Annotated in this window: 25 protein-coding genes and 2 pseudogenes; 6 read left to right on the top strand and 21 right to left on the bottom strand. The window is 59.7% G+C overall.

What is annotated here, in order from left to right:
• A pseudogene (locus C0Z16_RS38985) lies at positions 1–114 on the bottom strand (IS630-like element ISCARN39 family transposase); the annotation flags it as partial.
• A gap of 71 nt (positions 115–185) precedes the next feature.
• On the opposite strand from C0Z16_RS38985, the gene C0Z16_RS39375 reads away from it, so the two are divergent.
• Positions 186–419, top strand: coding sequence for a cytochrome P450 (locus tag C0Z16_RS39375; protein WP_146014353.1), 234 nt, complete (start codon positions 186–188; stop codon positions 417–419).
• A gap of 3 nt (positions 420–422) precedes the next feature.
• Here C0Z16_RS39375 and C0Z16_RS26195 read toward each other — a convergent pair whose 3' ends face one another.
• The 9 genes from C0Z16_RS26195 to C0Z16_RS26155 form a co-directional block, all read right to left on the bottom strand.
• Positions 423–2096 (bottom strand): electron transfer flavoprotein-ubiquinone oxidoreductase, encoded by a 1674-nt coding sequence (locus C0Z16_RS26195; protein WP_102634966.1) that lies wholly within the window; start codon positions 2094–2096, stop codon positions 423–425.
• Positions 2097–2157: 61 nt separating this feature from the next.
• Positions 2158–3612, bottom strand: coding sequence for an NAD(P)(+) transhydrogenase (Re/Si-specific) subunit beta (locus C0Z16_RS26190; RefSeq protein WP_102634965.1), 1455 nt, complete (start codon positions 3610–3612; stop codon positions 2158–2160).
• Positions 3609–3926, bottom strand: a complete 318-nt coding sequence (locus C0Z16_RS26185; RefSeq protein WP_102634964.1) for a proton-translocating transhydrogenase family protein — start codon at positions 3924–3926, stop codon at positions 3609–3611. Before C0Z16_RS26185 ends, C0Z16_RS26190 begins: the two co-directional genes overlap by 4 nt.
• Positions 3927–3938: 12 nt before the next feature.
• Positions 3939–5078 carry a Re/Si-specific NAD(P)(+) transhydrogenase subunit alpha gene (locus tag C0Z16_RS26180; RefSeq protein ID WP_102634963.1) on the bottom strand — a complete coding sequence of 380 codons (1140 nt, stop codon included), beginning with the start codon at positions 5076–5078 and terminating at the stop codon, positions 3939–3941.
• 111 nt (positions 5079–5189) lie between these two features.
• The gene (locus tag C0Z16_RS26175; RefSeq protein ID WP_102634962.1) at positions 5190–6356 is read right to left on the bottom strand and encodes an acyl-CoA dehydrogenase family protein; all 1167 of its coding nucleotides are present in this window, start codon (positions 6354–6356) and stop codon (positions 5190–5192) included.
• A 68-nt stretch (positions 6357–6424) separates the two neighbouring features.
• A complete protein-coding gene (locus C0Z16_RS26170) occupies positions 6425–7360 on the bottom strand; it encodes an electron transfer flavoprotein subunit alpha/FixB family protein (RefSeq protein ID WP_102634961.1) in 936 nt (311 codons plus the stop codon).
• A gap of 22 nt (positions 7361–7382) precedes the next feature.
• Positions 7383–8132, bottom strand: coding sequence for an electron transfer flavoprotein subunit beta/FixA family protein (locus C0Z16_RS26165; RefSeq protein ID WP_102634960.1), 750 nt, complete (start codon positions 8130–8132; stop codon positions 7383–7385).
• A 243-nt stretch (positions 8133–8375) separates the two neighbouring features.
• Positions 8376–9524 (bottom strand): enoyl-CoA hydratase/isomerase family protein, encoded by a 1149-nt coding sequence (locus C0Z16_RS26160; protein ID WP_244201366.1) that lies wholly within the window; start codon positions 9522–9524, stop codon positions 8376–8378.
• A gap of 277 nt (positions 9525–9801) precedes the next feature.
• Positions 9802–10248, bottom strand: coding sequence for a hemerythrin domain-containing protein (locus tag C0Z16_RS26155; protein ID WP_102634958.1), 447 nt, complete (start codon positions 10246–10248; stop codon positions 9802–9804).
• A 250-nt stretch (positions 10249–10498) separates the two neighbouring features.
• Here C0Z16_RS26155 and C0Z16_RS26150 point away from each other — a divergent pair, with 250 nt between their 5' ends.
• From C0Z16_RS26150 to C0Z16_RS26135, 4 genes are all read left to right on the top strand, one after another.
• Positions 10499–11413: an SDR family NAD(P)-dependent oxidoreductase gene (locus C0Z16_RS26150; protein WP_102634957.1), complete on the top strand. Its 915-nt coding sequence runs from the start codon at positions 10499–10501 to the stop codon at positions 11411–11413.
• A 21-nt stretch (positions 11414–11434) separates the two neighbouring features.
• On the top strand, positions 11435–12307 hold the full coding sequence (locus tag C0Z16_RS26145; RefSeq protein ID WP_102634956.1) for a MaoC/PaaZ C-terminal domain-containing protein: 873 nt from the start codon (positions 11435–11437) through the stop codon (positions 12305–12307).
• Positions 12308–12421: 114 nt separating this feature from the next.
• Positions 12422–13213, top strand: a complete 792-nt coding sequence (locus C0Z16_RS26140) for an enoyl-CoA hydratase/isomerase family protein (protein ID WP_102634955.1) — start codon at positions 12422–12424, stop codon at positions 13211–13213.
• Positions 13214–13248: 35 nt separating this feature from the next.
• Positions 13249–13692, top strand: coding sequence for a nuclear transport factor 2 family protein (locus tag C0Z16_RS26135; RefSeq protein WP_146014352.1), 444 nt, complete (start codon positions 13249–13251; stop codon positions 13690–13692).
• 102 nt (positions 13693–13794) lie between these two features.
• Here the strand turns inward: C0Z16_RS26135 and C0Z16_RS26130 are convergent, their stop codons facing one another.
• Positions 13795–14178: a winged helix-turn-helix transcriptional regulator gene (locus C0Z16_RS26130; protein WP_102634953.1), complete on the bottom strand. Its 384-nt coding sequence runs from the start codon at positions 14176–14178 to the stop codon at positions 13795–13797.
• Positions 14179–14280: 102 nt separating this feature from the next.
• Between C0Z16_RS26130 and C0Z16_RS26125 the strand changes: the two genes are divergently transcribed.
• The gene (locus tag C0Z16_RS26125) at positions 14281–15027 is read left to right on the top strand and encodes an NADPH-dependent F420 reductase (protein ID WP_102634952.1); all 747 of its coding nucleotides are present in this window, start codon (positions 14281–14283) and stop codon (positions 15025–15027) included.
• Positions 15028–15144: 117 nt separating this feature from the next.
• On the opposite strand, the pseudogene iolG reads toward C0Z16_RS26125, so the two are convergent.
• The 10 genes and pseudogenes from iolG to C0Z16_RS26075 form a co-directional block, all read right to left on the bottom strand.
• A pseudogene (gene iolG, locus C0Z16_RS26120) lies at positions 15145–16150 on the bottom strand (inositol 2-dehydrogenase).
• A 225-nt stretch (positions 16151–16375) separates the two neighbouring features.
• The gene (locus C0Z16_RS26115) at positions 16376–17368 is read right to left on the bottom strand and encodes a response regulator receiver protein (protein ID WP_102634951.1); all 993 of its coding nucleotides are present in this window, start codon (positions 17366–17368) and stop codon (positions 16376–16378) included.
• A 332-nt stretch (positions 17369–17700) separates the two neighbouring features.
• On the bottom strand, positions 17701–19266 hold the full coding sequence (locus C0Z16_RS26110) for a hypothetical protein (protein WP_102634950.1): 1566 nt from the start codon (positions 19264–19266) through the stop codon (positions 17701–17703).
• Positions 19267–19315: 49 nt separating this feature from the next.
• Complete coding sequence (locus C0Z16_RS26105) at positions 19316–19678, bottom strand: DMT family transporter (protein ID WP_102634949.1); 363 nt, start codon at positions 19676–19678, stop codon at positions 19316–19318.
• 224 nt (positions 19679–19902) lie between these two features.
• Positions 19903–20595 carry a phosphatase PAP2 family protein gene (locus tag C0Z16_RS26100; protein ID WP_102634948.1) on the bottom strand — a complete coding sequence of 231 codons (693 nt, stop codon included), beginning with the start codon at positions 20593–20595 and terminating at the stop codon, positions 19903–19905.
• A 582-nt stretch (positions 20596–21177) separates the two neighbouring features.
• A complete protein-coding gene (locus C0Z16_RS26095) occupies positions 21178–21684 on the bottom strand; it encodes a universal stress protein (protein ID WP_102634947.1) in 507 nt (168 codons plus the stop codon).
• Positions 21685–21832: 148 nt separating this feature from the next.
• On the bottom strand, positions 21833–22636 hold the full coding sequence (locus tag C0Z16_RS26090) for a hypothetical protein (RefSeq protein ID WP_102634946.1): 804 nt from the start codon (positions 22634–22636) through the stop codon (positions 21833–21835).
• Positions 22637–22778: 142 nt separating this feature from the next.
• A complete protein-coding gene (locus C0Z16_RS26085; protein WP_102634945.1) occupies positions 22779–24878 on the bottom strand; it encodes a putative bifunctional diguanylate cyclase/phosphodiesterase in 2100 nt (699 codons plus the stop codon).
• A gap of 309 nt (positions 24879–25187) precedes the next feature.
• Positions 25188–25340, bottom strand: a complete 153-nt coding sequence (locus tag C0Z16_RS37835) for a hypothetical protein (RefSeq protein WP_158244521.1) — start codon at positions 25338–25340, stop codon at positions 25188–25190.
• A 107-nt stretch (positions 25341–25447) separates the two neighbouring features.
• Entirely contained in the window at positions 25448–26596 is a 1149-nt protein-coding gene (locus tag C0Z16_RS26075; protein WP_102634977.1) for a DUF1501 domain-containing protein, read from the bottom strand.
• Positions 26597–26598: the final 2 nt, after the last annotated feature.

The raw sequence follows: 26598 nt of genomic DNA, 5'->3' as shown, positions 1-26598 counted from the left end.
CTGCCGAGCCACGCCCACAGCCAACGCCACCTCGGCGCAGCCCTTGCCCGCCAGCAGCAGCCGACCCGCCTTCAATCGCTTCTTTGCTGCTTCGCTCAATCGCCTTTGCGCCATGCCAACTTGTCTCGAGATCGCCCTGGAGACATAACGCTTGAGACGCTCAACGGTTGTCATGATTTACGGAAATATCAATAGATAGGAAGACCGGGATCAGTCATCTGAGCTTTGGGGCCGGAATACATACCTGTATCGGCAATCAGCTAGCTCGTGCGGAGCTCCGTCTAGCCTTCCAGACACTTGTCAGACGGCTTGAGAAGTTCGCGATGACTCGAGGTGACGACAGCTGCCATTGGATGGAGAACTACACGGCGTACGGGCCGGACCAGCTATGGATGACATTCTCGGTCCGACCTCACTGATTATCACATGTTCGGATAATTCGGCCCGCCACCGCCTTCTGGCGTGACCCACACGATATTCTGCGTCGGGTCCTTGATGTCGCAGGTCTTGCAGTGCACGCAGTTCTGAGCGTTGATCACCAAGCGATCGCTGCCATCGTCGTTCTTTAAGAACTCGTACACGGAAGCAGGACAAAACCGGCTTTCCGGGCCCGCGTACTCGTTCAGGTTCACATTCACCGGCACGCTCGCATCCTTCAGAGTCAGGTGCGCCGGCTGGTTGTCCTCGTGATTCGTGTTCGAGATGAACACCGACGACAGCCGGTCGAACGTCAGCTTCCCATCCGGCTTGGGATACTCGATCCGGTCGCACTGTGACGCGGGCTTCAGCATCTCGTGATCCGCATATTTGTGATGCAACGTCCACGGTGCGTTGCCCCGCATCACCTTCTGCTCGAGCCCGACCATCAACGTGCCGAGGTACAGCCCTTTGCCCATCCACTGCTTGAAGTTGCGCGCGCGGTACAGCTCCGTGTACAGCCACGACTGCATGAACGCGTCCGGATAAGCGTCGAGGTCGTCCGCTTGCCGGCCGGCCTGAACCGCATCGAACGCGGCGTGCGCAGCCAGCATCCCGGTCTTGATCGCCGCATGACTGCCCTTGATCCGCGAAGCGTTCAGGAAGCCCGCGTCGTCGCCGATTAGCGCGCCGCCCGGGAACACGAGCTTGGGCAGAGACATGAGGCCGCCGGCCGTAATCGCACGCGCCCCGTAGGACACACGCTTGCCGCCTTCAAGGAACGCACGGATCGACGGGTGCGTCTTGTAGCGCTGGAATTCCTCGAACGGCGATAGGTACGGGTTGGCGTAACCGAGCCCCACTACGAAGCCGACCACGACCTGGTTGTTGTCCATGTGGTACAGGAACGAGCCGCCGTACGTGTCGGACTTTAGCGGCCAGCCGGCCGTATGGATCACGAGGCCCGGCTTGTGCTTGGCCGGATCGATTTCCCACAGCTCCTTGATGCCGATCCCGTATGCCTGCGGGTCCGCGTTCGCGTCCAGTTTGAACGCCGAGATCAGTTGGCGGCCGAGGTGGCCGCGGCAGCCTTCGGCGAACAGTGTGTACTTCGCGCGCAGTTCAATGCCGAGCTGAAAGTTCTCGGTCGGCTCGCCGTCTTTGCCGACGCCCATGTTGCCGGTCGCAACGCCTTTCACTGAGCTGTCGTCGTTATAGAGGACCTCGGCAGCCGGAAAGCCCGGGAATATCTCGACGCCCAGGGCATCCGCCTGCTCGCCGAGCCAGCGCGTGACGTTGCCGAGCGAGATCACGTAGTTGCCGTGGTTCTTGAAGTTGTGGGGCAGCGCCCAGTTCGGCGTCTGCACCGCGCTCTTCTCGGACAGGAACAGGAAGCGGTCTTCGGTCACCTCGACGTTGAGCGGCGCGCCCCGTTTCTTCCAGTCGGGGAACAACTCGGTGAGCGCGCGTGGGTCGATCACCGCGCCCGACATGATGTGCGCGCCGATCTCGGAACCCTTCTCAAGCACGCACACGCTGATCTCGGTGCCTTTCTCGGCGGCCAACTGCTTGAGCCGGATCGCCGCCGAGAGACCGGCAGGGCCCCCGCCGACGATCACGATGTCGTATTCCATTGAATCGCGCGGACCGTACTCATCGACAAACGTGGCGTTATGCATTTGCCTCTCCTCCCCACCTCGCTTCATGTGTAGCTGCATGCATCGATAATTGGTCGTAGGTCTAGGCTACTGCCTTGACCATATCCTCAATGACCTTCTTTGCGTCGCCGAACACCATCATCGTTTTGTCCATGTAGAAGAGGTCGTTGTCGAGGCCCGCGTAGCCCGCTGCCATTGAACGCTTGTTGACGATCACCGTACGCGCCTTGTATGCCTCGATGATGGGCATCCCAGCGATTGGCGACTTCGGGTCGTTCTTCGCGGCGGGGTTGACGACGTCGTTCGCGCCGAGCACGAGCACCACGTCAACCTGACCGAACTCGCCGTTGATGTCCTCCATCTCGTGCACGATCTCGTACGGCACTTCCGCCTCGGCAAGCAGCACGTTCATGTGGCCAGGCATGCGTCCGGCCACCGGGTGAATCGCGTACTTCACCTCGATGCCCTTCTCGACCAGCTTGTCGGTCAGTTCCTTCAACGCATGCTGCGCACGCGCCACGGCCAACCCGTAACCCGGCACGATCACCACCGTTTCGGCGTTGCCGAGCATGAACGACGCGTCATCCGCCGAACCCGATTTCACCGGACGCTGCTCCGCCGAGCCGCCCGCCGCCGCCCCGCCCGGCTCGTTGCCGAAGCCGCCGAGAATCACGTTGAAGAACGAACGGTTCATCGCGCGGCACATAATGTACGACAGGATCGCACCCGACGAGCCGACCAGCGACCCGGCGATGATCAGCATCGGATTGTTCAGCGAGAACCCGATGCCGGCCGCTGCCCAGCCCGAGTACGAATTGAGCATCGACACGACCACCGGCATATCCGCGCCGCCGATCGGAATGATGATCAGCACGCCAAGCACGAACGCGATCGCGGTCATCATGATGAACGGCAGCCACGCCTGCGTGATGAAGAACATGATCCCGAAGCCGAGCATCGCGAGCGCGAGCACGAGGTTGATCAGGTGCTGGCCCACATAAACGACCGGCGCGCCCTGGAACAGGCGGAACTTGTACTTGCCCGAGAGCTTGCCGAACGCGATCACCGAACCGCTAAAAGTAATCGCTCCGACGAACGTGCCGATGAAGAGTTCGATGCGGTTGCCGTACGGCAGGAAGCCCGGCACAGGATTGTCGGGATCGGCGAGCCCGAACGCGGCCGGCTCCGACACCACCGCATACGCGATGCAGACGGCGGCGAGGCCGATCAGCGAGTGCATCGCGGCGACAAGCTCGGGCATCTTCGTCATCTCGACGCGCGCGGCGACGAACGCGCCGACCGCGCCGCCCACGACCATCGCGGCGAACAGCAGGCCGAGGCCGAGCCCGAGATTCGAGCCGAGCGCGCCAGCCTGCTTGACGATCAGCGCGATCGTCGTGAGGATCGCGATGGCCATGCCGACCATCCCAAACACGTTGCCGCGCCGCGCGCTCTTTGGATGCGACAGGCCCTTCAGCGCCTGGATGAAGCACACCGACGCAACCAGGTACAGCAGAGTGACGAAGTTAATGCTCATCGCGTCCCCCCGTTGGCGCCTTTCGGCTGCTTCTTGCGGAACATCTCGAGCATGCGTCTCGTCACCAGAAATCCGCCGAAAACGTTGACAGCCGCGAGCGCGACCGCAAATGTGCCGAAGAACTTACCGGTAGCGCCGACTGTGAGTGCCACCGCGAGCATGGCGCCGACGATCACGATTGCCGAGATCGCGTTTGTCACGGCCATCAGCGGCGTATGCAGCGCCGGGGTGACGTTCCACACGACGTGGTAGCCGACGTACACCGCCAGCACAAAGATGATCACGTTGATCACGGTGTGATTGATGACTTCCATTGGTCTCCTCCGTTATTTGCGCGCGAGCTCACCGTCGCGGCACAAGAGCGTCGCGGCGACGATGTCGTCAGTCAGGTCGATATTGAGCGAACCTTCATTCGTTACGATCAGCTTCATGAAATCGAGCATGTTTCGCGCATACAGCGCGGACGCGTCCGATGCGACCATCGATGCAAGGTTGGTATGGCCGGCGATCATCACGCCGTTGTGCACGACCACCTGGTCGGCGACGGTCAGCGGGCAATTGCCGCCTTTGTGGCCGTCGAATTCCGGCCCACGGCCCGCCGCTAGGTCGACCAGCACCGAGCCCGACTTCATCGACTGCACCGTCTCGACGGAGATCAGTGTGGGCGCGGGGCGGCCCGGGATCAGAGCGGTGGTGATCACGATATCGGCTTGCTTCGCGCGGTCGTGCACGAGCGCGGCCTGGCGACTCAGCCACGACTGCGGCATCGGCCGCGCGTAACCGCCGACGCCTTGGGCTGCCTCACGCTCTTCGTCGGTCTCATAGGGGACGTCGAGGAATTTCGCGCCGAGCGACTCGATCTGCTCCTTCACGGCCGGCCGTACATCGGACGCCTCAATCACCGCGCCGAGCCGCTTCGCGGTCGCAATCGCCTGCAGACCCGCCACGCCGGCGCCGAGGACCAGCACACGCGCGGCCTTCACAGTGCCTGCGGCCGTCATCAGCATTGGGAGGAAGCGCGGATACAGCGATGCTGCGACAAGCACGGCCTGGTAGCCCGCGATGTTCGCCTGCGAAGACAGAACATCGAGGCTTTGCGCGCGCGTCGTGCGCGGCGCGGCTTCCAGCGCGAAGGCAGTGAGGCCGGCCGCAGCCAGCTTCTGCGCATTTTCTGCGTTGAACGGATCCAGCATGCCGATCAAGACTGCACCGCGCTTCATCTGTGGTAGTTCTGCGTCGGATGGAGACTGGACTTTAAAGACAAGATCAGCGGCAAAGGCAGTAGCCGCATCGACGATTTCCGCGCCAACAGCTGCAAAGGCCTCGTCCTGGAAGCTCGCGCCTACCCCGGCGCCGCTTTGGATGGTGACCCGATGGCCTTGGGCCACGTACTTCTTAACCGTTTCTGGCGTTGCGGCGACGCGTGTTTCGCGCGCGCGCGCCTCGGCTGGCACTCCGATGTGCATTTTGTCTCCGTCTCCCGTTATTCGTTAGCGCAAAGCATCCACGCCGACCGAGCTGCCGCAGCGGCTCGCCCTCCCTCGAATGGAAAGGCATATCGGCAACCGACCAGATGATCAATAAGATTTCGGCAATCCGAGGACCTTCTCCCCGATGAAACTGAGAGCTAGTTGAATCGAGATTGGGGCAATGCGAGGCAACATCGCTTCACGGAAATATCGTTCAACGTGATATTCCTTCGCATACCCCATGCCGCCGTGGGTCAGTACTGCCGTCTCACACGCACGAAATCCGGCCTCGGCGCAGAAAAACTTAGCTGCGTTGGCTTCTGCCCCGCAAGATTGCCCTTTGTCATAGAGAAAAGCCGCGCGTTGATACAGAAGGGTTGCCGCCTCCAATTCCACCCAGCGCTCTGCCAAGGGATGTTGGATACCTTGGTTCATGCCGATGGGACGATCGAATACGACACGATCTGCCGCGTAGGTCGAAGCGCGGCGCAGCGCCGCCCTGCCCAATCCCGTCGCTTCCGCCGCGACAAGGATGCGCTCTGGATTTAGGCCGTGCAGCACATACTCAAATCCGCGGCCCTCCTCACCAATACGATCTTCAGCCGGAATTTCGAGGGCATCGATAAATAGCTGGTTCGAGTCCACTGCCTTTCTGCCAAGCTTTTCGATTTCCCGTACTTCGACCTTGCTGCGATCCAAGTCTGTATAGAAGAGGCTCAAGCCGTGAGTTGGCGCCGTGGCTTCTTCAGCCGGAGTCGTACGCGCTAAAAGCATGATCTTATCGGCCACTTGGGCCGTCGAAATCCAGACCTTCTGGCCGTTCACGATATAGCGGTCACCTTTCCGAACAGCCGTCGTTTTTAGCTTGAGCGTGTTCAGGCCTGTATTCGGCTCCGTCACGCCGAAACACGCCTTGTGATGTCCATCGATGATCGATGGCAGCCAACGCGCTTTCTGCTCATTCGTTCCATTAACGACAACGGGGTGAAGACCGAACACGTTCATATGAATGGCCGATGCAGCCGACAGTCCTCCGCCCGAAGCCGCAACGGTCTCCATCATCAGTGCTGCTTCTGCAATGCCGAGTCCAGCACCGCCAAATTGTTCGGGCATCGCAATTCCGAGCCATCCGGCCTTTGCCACGGCAGCATGGAACTCGTCAGGAAACCCTCCATCCTTGTCCTTTTTAAGCCAGTAGTCGTCATCGAAATCTCGACAGATGTCTTCGATCGCGGAGCGTATGGCAATTTGGTCTTCTGTGAGAGCAAAATTCATGAGGATGTCATCTTGTGTAGACTTCGCGCGTCGCCTAACTTTGTACACACGAAAGGCCTTGGTTTTTGCTAGCCAAGCTCTTTGACGAGTTCCGGAACTACATTAAACAAGTCGCCTACCAGCCCGTAATCGGCGACGCTGAAAATTGGCGCCTCCTCGTCTTTGTTGATTGCGACGATTACCTTGCTGTCCTTCATGCCCGCAAGGTGTTGAATTGCGCCCGAGATGCCGACTGCAATGTACAACTGCGGCGCGACGATCTTGCCGGTCTGGCCGACCTGGTAGTCGTTCGGCACAAAGCCTGCATCGACGGCGGCGCGCGATGCGCCCAGCGCCGCATTCAGTTTGTCGGCCAGCGGCTCAAGAACCTTGGTGTAGTTCTCGCCATTGCCGAGACCCCGGCCACCCGACACAATGATCTTCGCCGACGTCAGTTCCGGACGGTCGAGCTTCGTCACTTCACGGTTCACGAACTGCGAGATGCCTGAGTCTGCGGCAGCTTCGATCTTCTCCACCGATGCGCTGCCGCCTTCCGCTGCAACGGCATCAAAACCGGTCGTGCGCACCGTGATGACCTTGATCGGATCAGCCGATTGCACCGTCGCGATCGCATTGCCCGCGTAGATCGGACGCTCGAACGTGTCCGCGGAATCCACTGCGGTGATATCGCTGATCTGCGCCACATCCAGCTTCGCAGCGATGCGCGGCGCGATGTTCTTGCCGTAAGCGGTCGCGGGCGCGAGGATGTGCGAGTAGTCCTTCGCGATGTTCAGCACCGTCGCTTCGACGTTTTCAGCGAGACCTGCTTCGAGTTGCGGCGCATCAGCCAGCAGCACTTTCGATACACCCGCGATCTTCGCCGCGGCATCCGCCGCAGCCTGTGCGTTGTGACCGGCCACCAGCACGTGAACATCACCGCCGATTTTCTGCGCCGCTGCAATCGTGTTCAGCGTCGCGGCCTTGACCGACGCGTTGTCGTGTTCTGCTATTACAAGATTCGTCATTTGCCCTGTCTCCGCGTTTTACTTAAAGCACCTTCGCTTCGTTCTTCAGCTTCTCGACCAGCGTCTTCACATCCGGCACCATCACGCCGGCGGAGCGCTTCGGCGGCTCGGCGACTTTCAGCGTCTTCAGACGCGGCGTGACATCGACGCCGAGGTCTTCGGGCCTGATCGTTTCCATCGGCTTTTTCTTCGCCTTCATGATGTTCGGCAGCGTCACATAACGCGGCTCGTTCAGGCGCAGATCAGTCGTCACCACAGCGGGCAGTGTCAGCGACAGCGTTTCAGCGCCGCCGTCCACTTCGCGCGACACGGTCGCCTTGCCGTCGGCCACCACCACCTTCGACGCGAACGTTGCCTGCGGCAGCCCAGCCAAAGCGGCGAGCATCTGGCCGGTCTGATTCGAATCGTCGTCGATGGCCTGTTTGCCGAGAATCACCAGTTGCGGCTGTTCCTTGTCGACCAGCGCCTTGAGCAGCTTGGCCACAGCCAGCGGCTGCAGTTCTTCGTTCGACTCGATCAGGATCGCGCGATCCGCGCCGATCGCGAGCGCCGTGCGCAGCGTTTCCTGCGCCTGCGTCACGCCCGCCGACACCGCGATCACCTCCGTCGCCACGCCCGCTTCCCTTAGACGCACCGCCTCTTCAACCGCGATTTCGTCGAACGGATTCATCGACATCTTCACGTTCGCGATGTCCACGCCCGTGCCGTCCGACTTGACCCGGACCTTTACGTTGTAATCGACCACTCTCTTCACTGGCACAAGGATTTTCATCTCGCGTTCTGTCCAATATGGTTGACAATTCACCGTGTCTCTACGCCTGCACATGCAACACGTTATCGATCTATAACCCGATTGTTCGATCTTCGATAGCACCGTCTCGATGGGAGGAAACTAACGGCGGTGAGCGCGGGAAATAGCTTCGTTGCGCTCCCCGCCGAAGTTCCGGCCACGCATAAGCGCGGGCCAAAGGCCGAAAGATGGACGTATTCTTTTCGCCCGTGTCACGCCCTTCTCTCACGCCTGGAGCTCCGATAAGGGATGTGGTATGCAGCAGGTCCATGGCGAAAAGAACTTGCCGACAACAGCGGAATTGACGTCTGCGAGACTGGGAAATATCCAGTGTGGTGAGCCGTCTCGGTCGATGACATGCGCCCTAACCCCTTCGCAATAATCCCCAACTTCGATTGCGCGCATGGCCAGGTCGAATTCCATACGGAACGCGTCAGCAGCCGTCATTTGGCGCCCACGCAATAAAGCTTCACGTATCACGTTAAGCATCAGTGGAGAATGCGTCCGCAGGGACTCAAGAGTGGTTTCCATCCATTCGCGCTTGATCGCGGATCGTTCACGGCTCAACCCACTTTCGATCGATGCGACGCATCTTTCGACCGAAAAGTTGGCAGCAAAATGCTCTCGGATTAATGGAAGTATGTCTGCGATAGATGTCTGCGGAGCAACGTCAGACGGAGACACAAACACTTGTCTCAGGCTTTGACGAAGGTCGCTTGCATCCAGCAGGTTTAGTCGCTTCTCAAATCCCCGAAGCGATGAGCTCGATACGTAAGCGTCGGCGAGACCACAACTGATGGCATCCGCTCCAGCTATCGTTGCTGACGTTAAGCCGATGTAGAGCATCAATTCGACCGGCAGTTTGTTAAGAAACCACGTGGCTCCCCCATCTGGAACGAAGCCAATGCGTGCTCCAGGCAACTGGATCTTGCTTCTTTCACTGACGATACGCAGCGACGCACATTGCGCCAGCCCAATTCCTCCTCCTGTCGCGAGGCCATCCATCACCGCCACTAGCGGCTTCTTGACTTGCTGCAGGGCAAAAATAAGACGGTACTCGTCGGCAATGAGCTGACGCCACCTCTTATCGCCTGCCATGGCGGTCAGGTACAAGGTCCGAAGATCTCCACCGACGGAAAACGCGTCCCCCGTTCCGCTCATTACGATCGCCGCTATCTCTTTGTCGACTCCGCAGCGCTCTATTTGCACGGCCAACTCACGCACCATTTCGGGCGACAGCGCATTCAGAGCGGCGGGTCGATTCAGCGTAATGATTGCGACACGGTTGACTACGCGAAACCCCACCGGCGATTCACGCACTGCGCGGCCGTCGCTTCCCTGACTGGCTTGATTCGCCGCCTCGATACATTGCATGTTGCTCAAGATTCGACTCCTTGCCGCCAATGCTGCCAGGTTTTCGACAAATGTCGTCGCCAGGTAGCGCCTAAACCGAACAGCTTTACTAACAACTGCTCTGATGGGAGCAGTGCAACGACTGTTCCGCGCTGCGGGGGATCGATGACCTGGGCCGCCAAGCCCATAACGGGGACAAGCAGCCCTTCGATCACTCGATTCCACTATAGTATGGTTGCAGACTATATGCAAGCGATACATGTGGCGCCGATCTTGCCGCAACGACGATTTACTGATCTCAATCGAATACGACGTTCCGGCGAACCACCACAGGAACTCCGCCGCATGTTCGCTTTACGATCCACTGCGCAAGAGCGGCGTCCATGTAGTCGGCGTGGCTGGGAAACCAGCGAGCGAGTTCACGGGCAAACGACCGACCAAGCTGGACGTCCCGACCATTGTTTAAGCGGCCAACTACTTCGTGAGCAGAACGCCGAACTGCATCATGCTCCGCAATGTGACAATCTGCGGCGGGAAACTCCGTCAATTCCATCCACTCCTTCTCGCTAGAAAAGTGTTGCTCCAAGTGCTCAACGAGGGCGTGAAGAGCGATCACGAATTCACCGTCGCTCGCCCCGAGGGCCGCATCAATGCAATCGATAAACTCGCGGTGCGTGTCATCCATCGGACCATAACCGAGCAAAAACGCATCGTTCCAAGCAAGTGCAGTCTGTTGCGACGACATGAACAATCTCCTGCGCAGCGCGCGGTGGGTCTTAGAGGACGTGGACTACTTTATCGAGGACGTGGTCTACGTTGCCGCGGCCCCACCAGGCATCGGAGCCTCGAATCAGCACGGATTCGACGGTTGACGACCGGAAGACCGCGCGGCATACTTAGTATTGATGCATATTATAGCCATGCAGTCTAGTCACTAGAGTTCCCGAGTCGGGAACGTCCGCCTAACCGCAATCTAAAGTCGAGAGCATCTTCCTATGGAACACCTTCTGGAAGGAAAAGTCATCATCGTCACCGGCGCCGGAGCGGGCGTTGGAAAATGCATTGCCCTTGAAGCAGCTCGCCAAGGTGCGAGCGTCATCGTCAACGACCTCGGCGTCAGCATCGACGGCTCGGGCAGCGATGCCGGCCCTGCGCAGCAGACGGTCAGAGAGATTGAAAGCTTCGGTGGCATCGCAAGCGCCAACACGAATAGTGTGTCCGATTGGGAGGCTGCTCAATCCATCATCCAACAAGCTATCGACGTATACGGGCGCGTCGATGGAATCGTGAATAACGCAGGCAACCTTCGTGACATCATCTTTCACAAGATGAGCGAGGATGATTTTGACGCTGTGATACGGGTGCACTTAAAGGGCAGTTGGAACATGTCACGTGCCGCTGCACCGCATTTCAAGGCTCAAGAAGGCGGCGCGTTCGTACATATGACGTCCACATCCGGCCTGATCGGCAACTTCGGACAAGTCAACTATTGCGCAGCGAAAATGGGCATCGTTGGCATGTCGAAGGCAATCGCGTTGGACATGCAACGATTTAACGTCCGGTCCAACTGTATCGCTCCTTTCGCGTTCACCCGTATGGTGGGAACCATTCCTACCGACACCCCGGAAGGGATCGAACGTACCAAGATCAACATGCGAATGGAAGCGGCCAAGATCGCCCCGTTTACCTGCGCTCTTCTCACAGACGGTGCAAAAGACGTCACCGGTCAGATCTTCGGAGTGCGCAGCAACGAAATTTATCTATTCTCGCAACCTCGACCCATTCGAACAGCGCACGCGAGCGACGGGTGGACCGTCGAAAGTTGCGTTGAGCGCGCTATCCCGATGCTGCGCGGTTCGTTCTTTCCGCTGGACCGGTCGCGTGATGTATTTACCTGGGATCCGGTCTGAATTCCCGAAGGAAAGGTACCCATGAACCTCGAACGATTGCTTGCAAAGCGGTTTCCGCTTATTGCCCACCACATTAGTCCGCGGGACTGCATTCTTTATTCTCTCGGAATAGGTGTTGGCGCGACGCCGGATGACCGGGATCATTTGCAGTTCACCTATGAGGATGGACTTAAGGTGTTCCCCTCCATGGTTAACGTGATCAGCCATCCAGGTGCCTGGATCAAGGAACCCGAGTTCGAGGTGGATTGGGTGAAGCTACTGCACGGCGAACAGTCGTTTGCCATTCACCGCCCCCTCGAACCAGGGAAGACTTACGTCGGCTCATACCGCATCACCGGGGTCATCGATAAGGGCGTGGGCAAAGGAGCGATGCTATACCTGGAAAAAGAGCTGCGCGAAAAAGATCAAGCAGAGATAGTCGGTACGGTCACTTCAACTTATGTTCTGCGCGGAGACGGAGGTTGCGGGAGCACGATTGCTAACACGCCGCCCATCCACTCCGTTCCCGAGCGTCCGGCAGACTTCGAATGTGCCATCGCCACCCTGCCCCAAGCTGCGCTGATCTACCGCCTGTCGGGTGACTATAACCCGATTCATGCCGACCCGGAACTGGCGAAGAAGGCCGGTTTCGATCGGCCGATTCTGCACGGTCTATGCTCATTTGGCGTTGCCACGCGGGCCATCCTGCAGACATGCTGCGACAGTCGCCCCGAGCGCCTACGCACCATGCAATTGCGTTTCTCGGCGCCTGTCTACCCTGGGGAGACGGTCATCACCGAGATTTGGCGCGACGGTCGAATCGTCAGCTTCCGGTCGCGCGTGGCTGAACGGGATGTTGTCGTCCTCAACAACGGCCGCGCCGAAGTTGAAGCAGCGTATTTCCATCAACCGTGACTACATGCGACCGTCACTGGTGGCGCCGAACAGCGGCTAAAAGAAGGCCATAGACACCTTCCCGACCAGGGCCCGTTGTCGTCTGGATCTCCCAGTTCGAAGGAGTAACTGAATATGCTGGAATACGTGAAGTTCACCGTCAACGAACGGATTGCAACGATCACGCTGGATCGGCCTGAAGCGCGTAACGCGCTGAACCCGGAACTCGCTGACGAGCTGATTCAAAAAATACGTCTCGCGAGCGCAGATCCAGTGGTCAAATGCATCTCGATTCAGGCCGAAGGCGAAGCTTTTTGTGCCGGCGGCGACGTCAAAGGTTTCAGCGAGCTTCTGCACCTCTCCTCGGACAGACGTTTCAATGCGTTCGAACAGAAACTGTTGGTCGGAAACCGATTACCTAGGGTACTCCTTGAATCGCCAAAACCGATTGTCGTTGCCACACGTGGAGCAGTCGCCGGCGCAGGGCTCGCCCTTTGCCTGGCCGCCGACTTCGTCATCAGCACAGAAAGCACGTATTTTATTGCCGCGCACATCCTCGTTGGACTGTCGTTGGATTGTGGCTTGAGCGGAATGCTTACGGCCGCGATGGGCATCAAGACCGCGAAGCGCCTGGCGCTGCTCGGCGAGCGCTTTAGCGCGAAGGAGGCCATGGACTTAGGCATCGTTACACAAGTGGTAAGTGAGGCGGATCTCCAGGACGTCACTCAAAAGCTCCTGCGACGATTGAGTGCAGGCCCTGCAACCGCGATGGCGAAAACAAAGGCGCTTCTCAATCATGCCGCGTACAGCGGTTTCAATGACCAGTTAGTCGAGGAAGCGACAGCCGTCGCTCAATGCGCCGCAACGGATGACTTCCGTAAAGGGATTGAGGCCGCGATTGGGAAGCAACGCCGTAGCTTCGACTGAATCAAGTCTCAATAGATCATCTCGTCCGTCGTACATTGATCACCGAAATCGAAGCGCCACTTATCTGCGAGCCTAAGAACATGACCTGCAATGAGCTTGATGCTAACAAGCAATTAGCACTCCGTTTCCTTGCGCTTGCCTTCGGAATGAAAATGCAAGAAGCGATGTCATTGCTCTGCGATGATGCAACCTGGTGGGTGATCGGCGACCCTGCGCGGGTCAAGGTCGCGGGCCCCAAGGACACTGTACGAACACGCCGCATGATGACAAACATGCACAAAGTATTGCCGTATGGGATGGAGCATCGGGTCCTGGGCGTCACCGCGGAATCAGATCGAGTCGCGGTGGAGTTGGAAGCCGAAGGCGAGTGGCACGATGGTAGAACGTACCGCAATACGTACCACTTCTTGATTCAGGTAAGGAATGAAAAGGTATCGTCTATTCGAGAATACATGGATCCGACGCAAATTCCCGCATAGAAAAGCAGTTGAGACCGGCTGTATATCTCGCCGCTTTTCCAGTCGCGAAGATCGCTTGGTTGGGGCAACGGCGCGCATCGCCGACTTGGTCACATCGGTCATTCAGCCACAGTCCGCGGGAGTGGGAACTGTGCGTTGACGCTTCATTTCCGCCCAATCGATCAGCGCCGCTATGGACGGTCCGAGCGCAAAACCGGTTTCCGTTAGCTCGTATATAACCTTAGGGGGCACCTGCGGATACACCGTTCGTCGGACGATGTCATCCTTTTCCAGTTGCTTGAGCTGTTGGATGAGCATCTTCTGGTTAACTCCCTCGATCAATCGCTCCAGTTCGGAAAAACGCAGCGGTCCCTTCGCAGCAAAGAGCTGACAGAGGATGATGATTTTCCACTTGCCTTCTAAGACGCGAAGAGCCTCCGTCGTCGCAGCAGCCCATTCAATTCTCTTCTGCGGATCGTTGCAGCTCCAGTCGCGATCTGTCGTCATAACGGCATCAGTATGTTACTTACTTTTTGGTAGGTACTTACGATTATGGCATGAACGACCTAGAATGACAGTTCGCTAACGTATTCAGCTAAGGGAGTTATCGTGAAGATCGGGATCATCGGAACAGGTAACATCGGCGGCGCCATCGCCCGCAAAATGACAGTAGAGGGACATGACGTATATGTCGCCAATTCACACGGGGTGGGAGGCGTGCAAAGATTTGCGGACGAAATCGGCGCGACAGCGACGGATATCTATGGGGCGGTCGACGGCGTCGACGTCATCGTGCTGTCCATCCCGCTGCCGGCCATTGGCAAACTTCCGTCCGACCTACTCGACGCGGTGCCGCGGGAGACACCGGTCATCGACACGAGCAATTACTACCCCGGTTTTCGTGACGCTCGAATCCCAGAGATCGATGATGGGATGACAGAAAGCGTGTGGGTTTCCAAGCAACTCGGGCGCCCCGTGATCAAGGCGTTCAACAATGTGCTGGCATACACGCTATCAGCGCTTGGGCGGCCGGAAGGCCAGCCCGGGCGCTTGGCCATGGCCGTAGCTGGGGACGATCCGCGGTCCAAGCAGATCGTGACGTCGCTCGTCGATGAGGCCGGCTTTGATCCCGTCGATGCCGGCTCGCTCGAAGATTCGTGGCGCCAACAACCATCTACACCAGCATATTGCTGCGACTACGACGCCGAAACAATGCGCCGAGCACTTGCTTCAGCCATCAAAGGGCAAACCGCCAAGACACGTGATCAAATGCCGGAGCATTTTGCGAAGCTAGGGAGCAACCCCAGTCACGACGACGTCATCGCGATGAACCGTTCGCTGAGTCCATTGAAGTAGTGTCTACTACCGCACCCCGGTTGCTGTCCGCACCACTAAACTACGCCGCGAGTGCCCTCTCCAGCTGCCGTCGCGCGCTCTACCAGGATTGACATTCGTTGCAGCTACTGCACGACGTCACATGCTCGGCACCTCCGGCGTGATAGCCGCAGCTTCGCCAGTTTTTGCCGAGCGCCTCGCAGCTTCGGCACCGGCCAGCGCCTGCACACCGTCTGCCAGTGTCACCGGCGTGCGCGGTCCAGCCTTCACCGCGTCAACAAACACGCTCCATTCCGCTTCGTACGCGCGCTGATAGCGCTCAAGAAAAGTGGACAGGTTTGGCCGCGCCCGCGCCTGCTTCACTGATCCTTTCGACGGTATTTTCCAACACGTTCTGCGCCGAGAGCAGCCCGCCCGAGCCGAGCAGTTCGATGCGCTGGTCGTACCCGTAGCCGGCGCGGCGCGAGTTCTTGATCACAGCGATCCGCCCGTCCTCCCAGAACAGCGTCGCAACCGCGGTGTCCACGTCACCCGCGGCGCCGATCTGCGGGTCGACGAGCGATGCGCCCGTGGCAAAGATCCTCGTCGGCGCGCCGCCCATCAGCCAGCAGGCAGTATCGAAGTCGTGAATCATCATGTCGCGGTACAGGCCGCCCGATACCTTGATGTACGACAGAGGCGGCGGCGCCGGGTCGAATGACGTGATCGTCAGCAACTCGGCTTTGCCGATTTCGCCGGCGTCCGGTGCAGATTTCAGCGCGGCGAAATTGGGATCGAAACGGCGATTGAAGCCGATCATCACGGTTCTGCCTGTGCGGTTCACGCTGGCTTGGCACGCCTGCGCGCGTTCGAGCGACAGGTCCACGGGCTTCTCGCACAACACCGCCTTGCCCGCGATCGTCGCGCGTTCCATCAGGTCGGCATGGGTGTCGGTCGATGTCGCGATGAGGACGGCGTCGATCGCCGGGTCGGCGAGGATGTCATCGACGGAACGGGCCTCAGCACCATAGGCAGCGGCGAGCTTCCTTGCCGCATCGGCGACGACGTCCGCCACCGCGGCGAGATGGCTGTCTGGGTGGACGGCGATCGATCGGGCGTGAATCTGACCGCTGCGGCCGGCACCCAGCAGTGCGATGTTCAGCATATGAAAAAACCTCTGCAATGATTGGGAAATGCCCCAAGCAGACGGCTCGGGAATGGTGATGGGTGATCCGATCGCGCACGATGAAGACTTCGCGCACTCCGCTTTTTGCGCGTCAAACGGAGAACGCGTCTCTGAATCGTTGCAACGCCAGTTCGTCGCTGCCGCTCGCCCACGCCTTACCCACAGCGACCTGTCGTAATCGGGTCGTATTCAACGCGAAGCGGCTCATGTCGGCTGACCCTCAGCCCTGGCTTTCCTGTCCCGGGCATAGTGCCAGCGGCGACGGGCGCGCATCCCCTGCCGGAGCGGCCAGATGAAGCGATTTAACGTGTGCGTCACCGCAAGTTGATACCACAGCTGGGCGGCACTGAAAGTGCCGCGGCGGGCCTGCCGTTCCAGCAGTTCCTTGCAGCCTGGCAAATGAAGCAGCGAGCAACCCCTGAACCATCGCAGATCCCGGTGTGTGTTGCCTGACCAGTGCCGGCCAACTAGCCGGTGCGCGCCCACGTCGACAATCTGATGCCCGCGCTCACACAGAAGATTGAGTGCGGCGGACATGAACACCTCGTCGCCATGGTGGTTCAGTTCCGCCATGGACCCGATATATCGATGGAAGCACTCACGCGCACACGGCACGAGTTCTTCAATGAAGCCGGCTGAGGCCAGTAAAAGTTCGCCGCCGAACCATCGCGGATTGGCGAGGCGCCTGCCGGCGACTGTTTCCAGATCGGCCATGACGCGCGCGTCGCCGTACGCCGAAAACTCCTGGTCCGAGATGTCGAATGCACCGACGCCCGTCGCCTGGCACCGTCGCAGCAGGTCCATATCCAATGGCCGCAGCGCAACCATATCGGTATCAAGCAGCATCAGGAGCGCGTCTTTTGGAAGCCGGCGCCCAGCCTGCTCCAGCAGGTCGAGCTTGAAATGTGCGCTGTAAAAACGCGTGCTTCTGGGTAGCGTGATTGACGGGCTGACCGGCACAATCCAGGGAGGTGTGTCCTGGCCGAACTTCATGAGCTGACGTTCGATCTCGTCGGGAACGTTCGTAACGATCGTCAACCGCGGCAGACCCAGAGCAAGCAGACTGCGGTTGAGGGTAATGGCCTGCTCCAGATAACAGAAAGGACTGCGACGCCTGCAGTTGGGACTTCCCGCGCTCTGTTCGTCGATGTAGATGAGCGCGTTTGGAACGATATGGACTTGCGAATCCGTTGTCATCGATAGTTGCGCCCGCCCGCCTTGGTGGCCGCATCGCAAAGTCACCGTATCCGACATAGACTCCCCTGCTTTTGCTTAGGCACGGGGACGACAGTGAACGCCCCTTCGTCAATACTGCGCTGACTCGCGGACATGCGGCGGACAAAAATCTGTCGCTATCCGTCGCACCGCGTCCTGAACAACATGCGGAGTGATGCAGGCGTGCGTCTACATCAGAAGCGTTACCAAAGGCTTATTCCTGTGTACGGTAGGTAGCATTCCTACGTACTTTTTACCTGAAGATCCGCTGACCATTGACGGAACCCGGGTTCAAGCGCTACTAGCAACCGCGGTCATCGTGGAAGCAGTTCATAGAGTCGATGTTCCGGCAAGGTCGCGACGAGCTGCCAGCCGGACAGACTTTCCGATAGGCGCCGCGACGGATCGAACACGGCCAGATAAACCCCAGTGAACCGGCTTTGGAGATCCGGGAACCGGTATTGCAGTTCGGTTGTCCAGGCATGCAACATACGATCGTCTGCCCGGAATGCCTTGTCTCCGTTTTCGATGTCGTCCTGAAACTCCCTCAACGCTGCGTTCTCACCGCGGTAAAGCACCGGCTGGTGGCCAGCTTTGAGATAGAGATCGGGAACGAGAACGCCGTCGAGCGTTGCGAGAGCGACGACCTTGTCCAGATACGGGTTCCACCGGCGGGGGGCCGTCCTTGGCGACGGGTAAGTGGTGTCCTGTTTGTACTGGAGCAAAACTGAGCCCGGTTTCAAGGACGCGAAGGTATCGCGATAAGCCTGAATGGCAGGCTTCGCCGCCCGCCAGTCGGCCGTCACGGTCGCAATCCGGAACGCGAACACAAGTACGAGCACCAGTGCGCCGACACGTTGAACACGGGGAGCAGAATGCCGTACCTCAACCAGCGCAGTCAGCAAAAACGCGAAGCTCAGCGCACAGCGCTCAACAACGCCGTATGACGCGAACGCGGTGAACGGCGCAAACAAGGCTACGACCGGTAGCGCCATAATCGTTATCCGGAACTCAGGCTTGCACGTCCACAACCTCAGTAGAAAGCCAACGGCTAAGGTCAGACCTAGACTTGCCAGTATTGCCACGTCGCCTGCTGGGTTGCCTACAGCAAAGACATCGAGCCATCGACTGATTTTTGCGAATATATGAATGACGCCAAAGTCGATGGACCCGCCAAGGCCACCGGTACTGCTGTGAGCCAACAGTGCGATGGGGAGGATCAACGGAACGAGGCTCGCGGCCGCATGTCGAGTCAGCGAGCGGATTTGAACTTCCCCTTCCTGAAGAAGGCAGCCAAGTTCCCACGTCCCTGTGACCAGCGCAAAAACGGCTAACGGAAACAGATGACAGAAATATATGGAAAGCGCGGTGCACGATGACACAGCGATCCGCGCAAGCGTAGCCTGGCGAAGCGACACATGTAAGGCAATAGCCCAGAAGCAAAGGCCGAGGCCAAACAGGTAGTTGTCGTAACCGCGTATCAGGATCCAGTTGTAGAGCAGCAGGAAACTGACGAACGGCAACCACGACCAGCGGCCATTGGCGGCACGGCTGAGCACCAGGCATCCCGATGTCAGCAGCGCTAGCTCGACAACGACAAATAGCCACGCCGCCCACTCCACCGGCAACAGGCTCGCCAGCCACGGGACCGTTAGATCCATCGCGAGATCCGGCAAGGTGTCCCATCGAACGATGAAGTTTCCAGCGTACGATGCCGGATGCGAAAGGATGTCTATTCGGACGATATTATAAAAGTGCTGCCCAAGCGGCGGAATTGACGTAACGAACAGCGGCACCGACGCCACCAGAGTCCCAATTAGCCAGAGGCCCCAAACATGCAATGGCGGCACACCGGGTGCCGCTCCTTTTCGTACGATCATCAAAGCCCCTCCCAGGCAACTCAACGTTTCTTGTCGAACCGCGTGTCTTTCACGCCCCTGATGTTGCCGGCAGGTACAGCAGTATTACACTGACAAGGAGTAGCCCCGCTCCAGCAACGATACGGGGCGAAATCGTCTCGCCAGATGCAACGCCGAACATCACGATTTCAAGGATAGTCACCGCAACCATAAGCGGATAGGCGACGCTCAGTTGAACGCGCCTCAGTGCCAGCGCATAGAACGCGAACCCGGCGCCGTAAGCACCAATCGCGCCCAGTCGATACAGCAAGGGCCGGCCGTTCATACCGAGCACCAACACATCGCTGCTCACAACAACTTGTCCCGCGAGACGCAAAAGTATGCTGGCCAGCGCACTGCATGTGCCGCTCAGAAACAGGAAACAGAATTGCATGACTAGTTGCCCCTTGCGAACAGATGTTGCTCTGGCGATCAGGCTTGCTGGCGACCACTTCTGCCCCAGAAGACGATGGTCCGTTCGCTCCGTAAGTGGATGCAGCCAGATGCCGCATTCCTGCAACCTCCCGTCGCGATGGTTGCGGACCGCCACGTCGGCGATAGCGAGTTCGCAAGGATCCCTCGCATCAATGGTTGGAAATGTAAGGAAACCGAAATAAATCAGACGTGCTTAAAAACAGAACTGGCGAATGTCCTTATTTCGTCAAACTGGGTTACCAGTTCCAGACACAGCACAAATCCCAGCATCGCCGATGGGCCGGGGTAACGCTCGATCCAACGCAATACATCGGTGGCGTAAAGTCTTCTGACAAAATCCCGGGTCATGATGCAGGTAATGGCAATGCCAATTGCGGCCCCTGCCAGCAGGTCAGTTGGATAGTGAAAGCCCAGGTAAGCCCGCGGGGCGCAAATGAAGATTGCGACATACAGGAGCGCCAGCACGCCGATCCGGCGGGAGACGATAAAAATCCCCACCGCCACCGACGTCCAGAGCATTGCGTGATCACTTGGAAATGAACTCCACCCTGATAGCATGCTCTCCGCGGCCGGCACAAATGGGAAATGGAGGTGCAGTTCGGGAGAATATGCGGGGCGCGTCCGGAACGGCAGGAAATGCGCCAGAAGTCTTCCGACAAAAAGAGCCAGTAGACCGCTCACGGTTGTGGCGATGAGGATTTCGCGCCTCCATTGCCTACGCTCGGCCGACTGGAACCATATCCACCATAAAACCGGAATCAGCACGAGGCCCTTGAACGTGTACATGTCCGCGATGACCTGTACGACATGGTTACACGGGGTACAAAGATTGAATTGTGTGAGAAAAGTCTCGATGCTTGTATCGAAGCTGTTCATTTGGTCGAGCAGTTTGGCGTGTATGGGGATACGACGGCATCACCGTCTCGCGGGATTTCGTTCGTCCGACGAGTCGCTGTGTCCCGTCCGCAATACACTCAGATTATGTTATCTACCACCATGGGTTGCGCGGCTTCGGCTCTGTAATGCGCGCTTGCGCACATTCAGTGAGTGTCTGGCCGGTGTCGCTGAATGTTGGCCGAAATGCCCCTGTGATGCTCCGTCGACGTAAGCACGGCAGCCCAAATCGACGCTCTAAGCGCGCCGACGAGAACCGACCTTCATACGCCGAACAGGCGCGATATAGCACCTTCACCGCTGCCATCGATACTCGGAAAAGGCGGGGACATCTTGCAGTCGGAGGGGAACGAGAACTGGTGAGCAGCACCTGTTCTCATCAATGCGTCGCCGTTGAAATGGCCGTTGAAGTCAACTGTAGCGCCGGCATCTGCATCAGTTGTAGCCGGCACACGGGCGGTGTCGTGTCGTCCGGATCTGTAGGGTCAACGCTGCGGTGGCCGTCTTCGCCCGGCTGCGCTTCGGCGATTGCCAGGGCTCGGGGCTACCTCCCGCCGGCATGGGTTACAAGTGCTCGACCGGCGACTCCGTCTTGCGGACAGCGGAATCCTCAGCTGTCAAGTTGTCAGAACCCTCTTCCGGGCCCATCGTCACAAGCACGCTGCAACTGACCCGGTCGAGCAGCAGACCGTCAGTCCTGCCGCCCCACCACCGCGCGAACCTGCTCGTTCGATGATGTCCCACGACGATCAGATCGACGTTGAGGTCTCTGGCAAAGAACGGAATCTGATCCAGCGGATCACCGATAGCGAAGTGCCCGGTTGCGTGAATTCCCCGCGCTGCGAGTTTCCTCAAGCCTTCTTCGAGCACGCTCTTGACCGAATCGCTGACGATATCAGCTGGCACCGCACAGGTGATGTCCGCACCTTGCGCCCATGCAGGATTGTTAATCACGGAAAGGACGTGCACCTGCGCCCCGAGATCTTGCGCGAGATGGGCGCCGTCCGTCAGCGCATGCTGCCCCTCGCGGCTTCCGTCGTAGCAGAGAAGAATGCGGTTGAAGGCCGGCATGTCGCCCCCTTTTCTGTTCATTACACGGCCATGCAGTGGTTGCGAGAAACGCATCGCAATGACAAGCCCGTGCAACTTCAGAATATATCACCTTTTGATATAAATCACAGCGCAGCGGCGCCAGCCGCGCGTTTCCCACCGACTGCGGTCAAGGCTTCGCGTCCCCTGACTTGGGGTTCCTGGCCTGAGCAAAGCGGCCTTGCACCGCGGCGAGTTGGTCATCAGTGGTCGCCACGAGCCACAACCGTGCGTGCTCCGCGATCTGGCGATTGTGGTCCTTCAACGGACCCAACGCCGCGGCGGACTTCCAGACCACGGGGCCGATTCGGCTGCTCCTGCCCGACGGCGCACCCACCAGCAGGCAGTATGGCCCCAGAGGAAGCGAGACAAACGGAAGCGCCGGGCTAGCCTGCACGCGCCAGTCGATGAACGGCGCCTCGCTGATGAGTAGCGGCATGGGCAAGCCGTAAAGCACACTGAAATCGTACAGCGCCAATTGCTCGCGGATGCCCGAGTAGATGCGCCGGATATCGTCGACCACCGCAGCGCGGATTTCGTCCTCGAACATGGGTTCCTGCGCATAGCGTGCAAGGGCCTCGCGCGCGCCGAACTGGTATGCGCTAAACAGGCCGAGTTCGATGCAGTCCTGCACTGCGCGCTGGACCTCCGCGATAGTGCCGGCTTCCTCGGGCTTGCCTAACTGTGCTGCCCTCAAAAAGCGGGCGAGCCCCGCCTCCTGGATCGCAGGACCTTCTATAGACGCATCGTCGCCAGCATCTTTTTCGAGTGGCACGTAAATATATTCTTCGGCCGCGAAGCGCGACTTCTTGCCTTCGTCAAACTTGATTTCGCCATCGGTGCAGTCGAGATATCGAGTACCGATTCGGCCATGCTCCCAGACCCAGTTCTTTAGGAGCGGACGTAGCGGATGCAGCCTGTCGTGATTTGCCATTGGAGCCTCCAGATGCCCCAGTATAGGTCCACGTGACCGCTTGCTCTGTCGGGAGGGACATCGCATCAAATTCGACTGCTGGCTGGGCCGTTTTTTAAATCAGGCTGGAGAGAGGGCGGTCGGTCGCGACCGCCGCCCGCCCTCACGCTGTGGGCGTGGCGCAGGCGCGCTCGGTGGCGACGATCCGGTCCGCGGCGCACCGCAGGAACGCAAGGAACTCGGCGGCGGGCAACGGCCGGCTCAACAGGAAGCCCTGCACCTGATCACAGGCAAGCTCGCCGAGCGTGCGGAATTGCGACTCAGTCTCGACACCTTCGGCCACAACCTCGATCTGCAACGCGCGTGCGAGTGTCACGACGGCGGACAGCAAGGCGCTGCCGCGCTGACCGCCGTCGTCGAGATCGCGCATGAACGAACCGTCGATCTTGATCTGATCGAACCTGAAGCGCTGTAGATAACCCAGGCTCGAATATCCGGTGCCAAAATCGTCGATGGCGACGGTATAGCCGCGCGACTGCAGCGCTTCGATCGTGCGGCTCGTCTTCTCGATGTTCTGCATCGCCGTCGTCTCCGTAATCTCGAACATCAGGCGACACGGATCGACGCCGGCTGCGCCGATCAGCGCATCGATGCGGGCCACCAGGTCCGGCACGCTGAACTGGATCGGCGAAAGATTCACCGCCACGCAGATCGCGGGCAGCCCTTGCGCGTCCCACACCGCAATATTGCGGCAGACCTCCTGCAGCACCCAGTCGCCGATCTCGACAATGAGCCCCGAGCGTTCCGCAATGGGGATGAATTCGAGCGGAGGAATCTCGCCGAGCTCGGGGTGACGCCAGCGGATCAGTGCCTCGACGCCCGTCACCGACTGCGATGCAACGCTGAACTTCGGCTGGAATGACATACTGAGTTGGCCGTCGCTCAACGCTCGATGCAGATCGCGTTGCAGGACCAGCGACTTGAGCGCGGTGTGGTTCATCTGCGGTTCGAACACGCGAAACGTGTTGCGCCCGCTTTGCTTGGCCGCGTACATCGCTGCGTCCGCGCTATGCAGCAGTTCGTCGACATTGCCGCCGTCGCGAGGATAGAACGCGATGCCGATGCTCGCGCTCACGCGAAGCGGCAATCCGTTGACGACGATCTCCTGACTTAGCCGCTGCAGGACGCCATTGGCCACCGCCACCGCGGACGACACTTCGGCCACGTTCTCGACCACGATCACGAATTCATCTCCGCCGAGCCGCGCGACCATGTCGGTATGGCGCAAGTCCTGGCGCAGACGCTCGGCGCACACCTGCAGCAAGTCGTCGCCTACGCCGTGGCCGAGCGAATCGTTGATCGACTTGAAGCCGTCGAGGTCGATGAAGAGCACGGCGAACGGCGATGCTCTGCGTGCGCATTCGTCGACCGCCTGCGCGATATGCAACGACAATTGCTGACGGTTCGGCAGATTCGTCAGCGCATCATGCGTGCCGAGATAATGCAGTTGCCGGTTCGCGCGCCTGAGCGAGATGGAGAGGCTGCTCGTATGGAAGCCGAGCAATGCGAGCGTGCCGACGAGTACGGTGAACGACGTCGCCGTGACCACGAGCGCGAGCCAGTTCGCATCGAGCTTACCGCCGGACAGACAAAGGCTGCCGGCGGCGAAGTTGGCCGCGCTCATGCCGAGATAGTGCATTCCGGTGATCGCGACCGCCATGATCACGGCCGCTCCGAGCCGCTTGACGACGAGGTTTTCCAGGTCCGACGCGCGCAGCGTGAAGGCGAGCCAAAGCGCCGCCATCGACGCGGCGATGGCCACGCCCACCGAGAGCGCGACTTTCCAGATCGTATATTCGATTGCAGGCGACATCTGCATCGCGTGCATGCCGGTGAAGTGCATGGCGGCCACGCCGAGGCCCATGATTGTCCCGGCGACGCACAAACGCCTGTACGACAGCACGCCGCGGCTCGCGGTGGCAAGCGCGATCAGCGACACGCCGATCGCAAGGAACAGCGACGCAGCGGTAGTGGAGAAATCGTAGCCAACCTGGATCGGCAGTGAAAACGCGAGCATGCCGATAAAGTGCATCGACCAGATGCCGACGCCCATCGACACGGCGCCACCGACGAGCCACAGCGGCCGCCGTTTCGCGCTCGCCAACGCATTCAGGCCGCCGGACACCTCCACTGCCGTGTAGGACGCGAGAAATGCGACCACCAGCGACAGGCAGACCAGCAGCGGGTTGTAGATACCAGTCATCGGCCCTCTCTCTTTTTTAGTATCAGCCTTATGCGACTGATTTTTCTTGTGGTTTGCTTCGGCGAGCCGCGCCGTATCAGCGCGCGGCGCGTGCTCCTCGCTGTTCTATCGACAAACTGGCGGATAACTTTATGCTTGCGCCCACATTCAGAGCGCTTCCCGTTACGTCGGGGCGTTCTGGCGCTGCATGCTTCATGCATCGAATACCATCGCAATCGCGCCACGATAGTTCGTAGTTTTCCCGCAATCAATAAGCGAAACGGGCGAAGAGCAAACGGCTCTATTCACCTTCGGCGATACGCAACTCGATCACGAGGGCGCGCAGGCCGCGCCAAAGCCAACGCTGACCTCGCGCGCGAGCGCTTCGCGGGTCAGTTGCGCGTTGGCTTTCTCGGCCTTCTGCACAGCGTCTTTCAGCGCCGATGCATCGCCCGGCGACTTGTCGCCCAACGCTTTCTGCACCGCTTGCGTATCCGCTGAGTGTGCTGAAACCGGGCCGCAAGCCGGCGCGGCGCATAGCGCGCCGGCGTTGCTCAAGCCAGTCGTGATGCGTGTGCGGCGCCGGCCGACTACGTATGCACGATACCCGTCAGCGGCCTGGTGGCGACCGTTTGACCGAACAGCGCGCGAGCCGTGCGCTCAGGATCGAGGCCGAGGCTTTCGCTCGCGACGCCGGCAATCAGCGCGTCGAGCGACGTGGTCGGCTTGAGGTCGCGCGCTTCGTAAAGATCGCGAGGCGCAAGACCGGGCCAATCCGCGATGACTCGTCCGCCCGAGACCGCGCCGCCCAATACCATCGCCACCGAGCCGGTGCCGTGATCGGTGCCGCCGGTGCCGTTCGCGGCCGCGGTTCTGCCGAACTCCGTCGCCACCAGTACCGTGGTTTTGCTCCACACCGGGCCCATGTTGTCGCGCAGCGCCGCCAGCATCGTGTCCAGCGCTTTCAACTGGTTCGCAAGGCGCGCGTTTTGCGCGCTGTGCGTGTCCCAGCCGCCGGTTTCGATCATCGCGATGCGCGGACCCTCGTCGCGCGACAGGAAACCAGCGGCCAGCTTGCCGAGGCTCGCGGGGTCCTGGCGCGCGCCGGCATGACCTGCGAGGCCGCGTGCCGTCATCGCGGATGCCCATAACGGACGCAACTGCGCATCCTGCTCGTACAGTTGCGAGACGCGCGTCAGCAAATCATCCGGCGCTTGCGGCAACGCCGAAGGCGCGTACGAACTCACCTTCGCGTTGCCGCGCAGCGCCATCGGCACCGTCGGCGCGAAGGCAATCGCGCTTTCGCGCACGGCGGGCAGTTGCTCGACGAGCCGGTTCAGCCAGCCGTCCTTCACCTGATACGGCGACGCGCCGCCGGTCTCCAGCACGTTCTGCCCATCGAAATGCGAGCGGTCGCGATAAGGCGATGCCACCGCGTGCACGAACAGCGCCTGACGGTCCGCGTACATCGTGCCGATTTGTACGAGCGCGGGATGCAGCGCGAAGCTGCCGTCCAGGCGGCGCGCGCTCGACGTATCGATCGCAAGCGCGCCGCGCAACGTGGCATAGGCAGGCTCGGCGTACGGCACGACGATGTTCAGCCCATCGGCCGCACCGCGTTGGATCACGAACACGAAACGGCGATCCGTGGCAACGCTTGCAAACGCAATGCGCGGCGATACGAGAATCGCACCCGCACCGGCGGCAGCGATTTGCAGAAATTGACGGCGTGAGGACACGG

This window comes from Paraburkholderia rhynchosiae (assembly GCF_002879865.1).
In the GTDB taxonomy this organism is placed as follows: Bacteria; Pseudomonadota; Gammaproteobacteria; order Burkholderiales; family Burkholderiaceae; genus Paraburkholderia; species Paraburkholderia rhynchosiae.
Note: the sequence above shows the minus strand (reverse complement) of the source record. Positions and strands in the feature narration are given on the sequence as shown.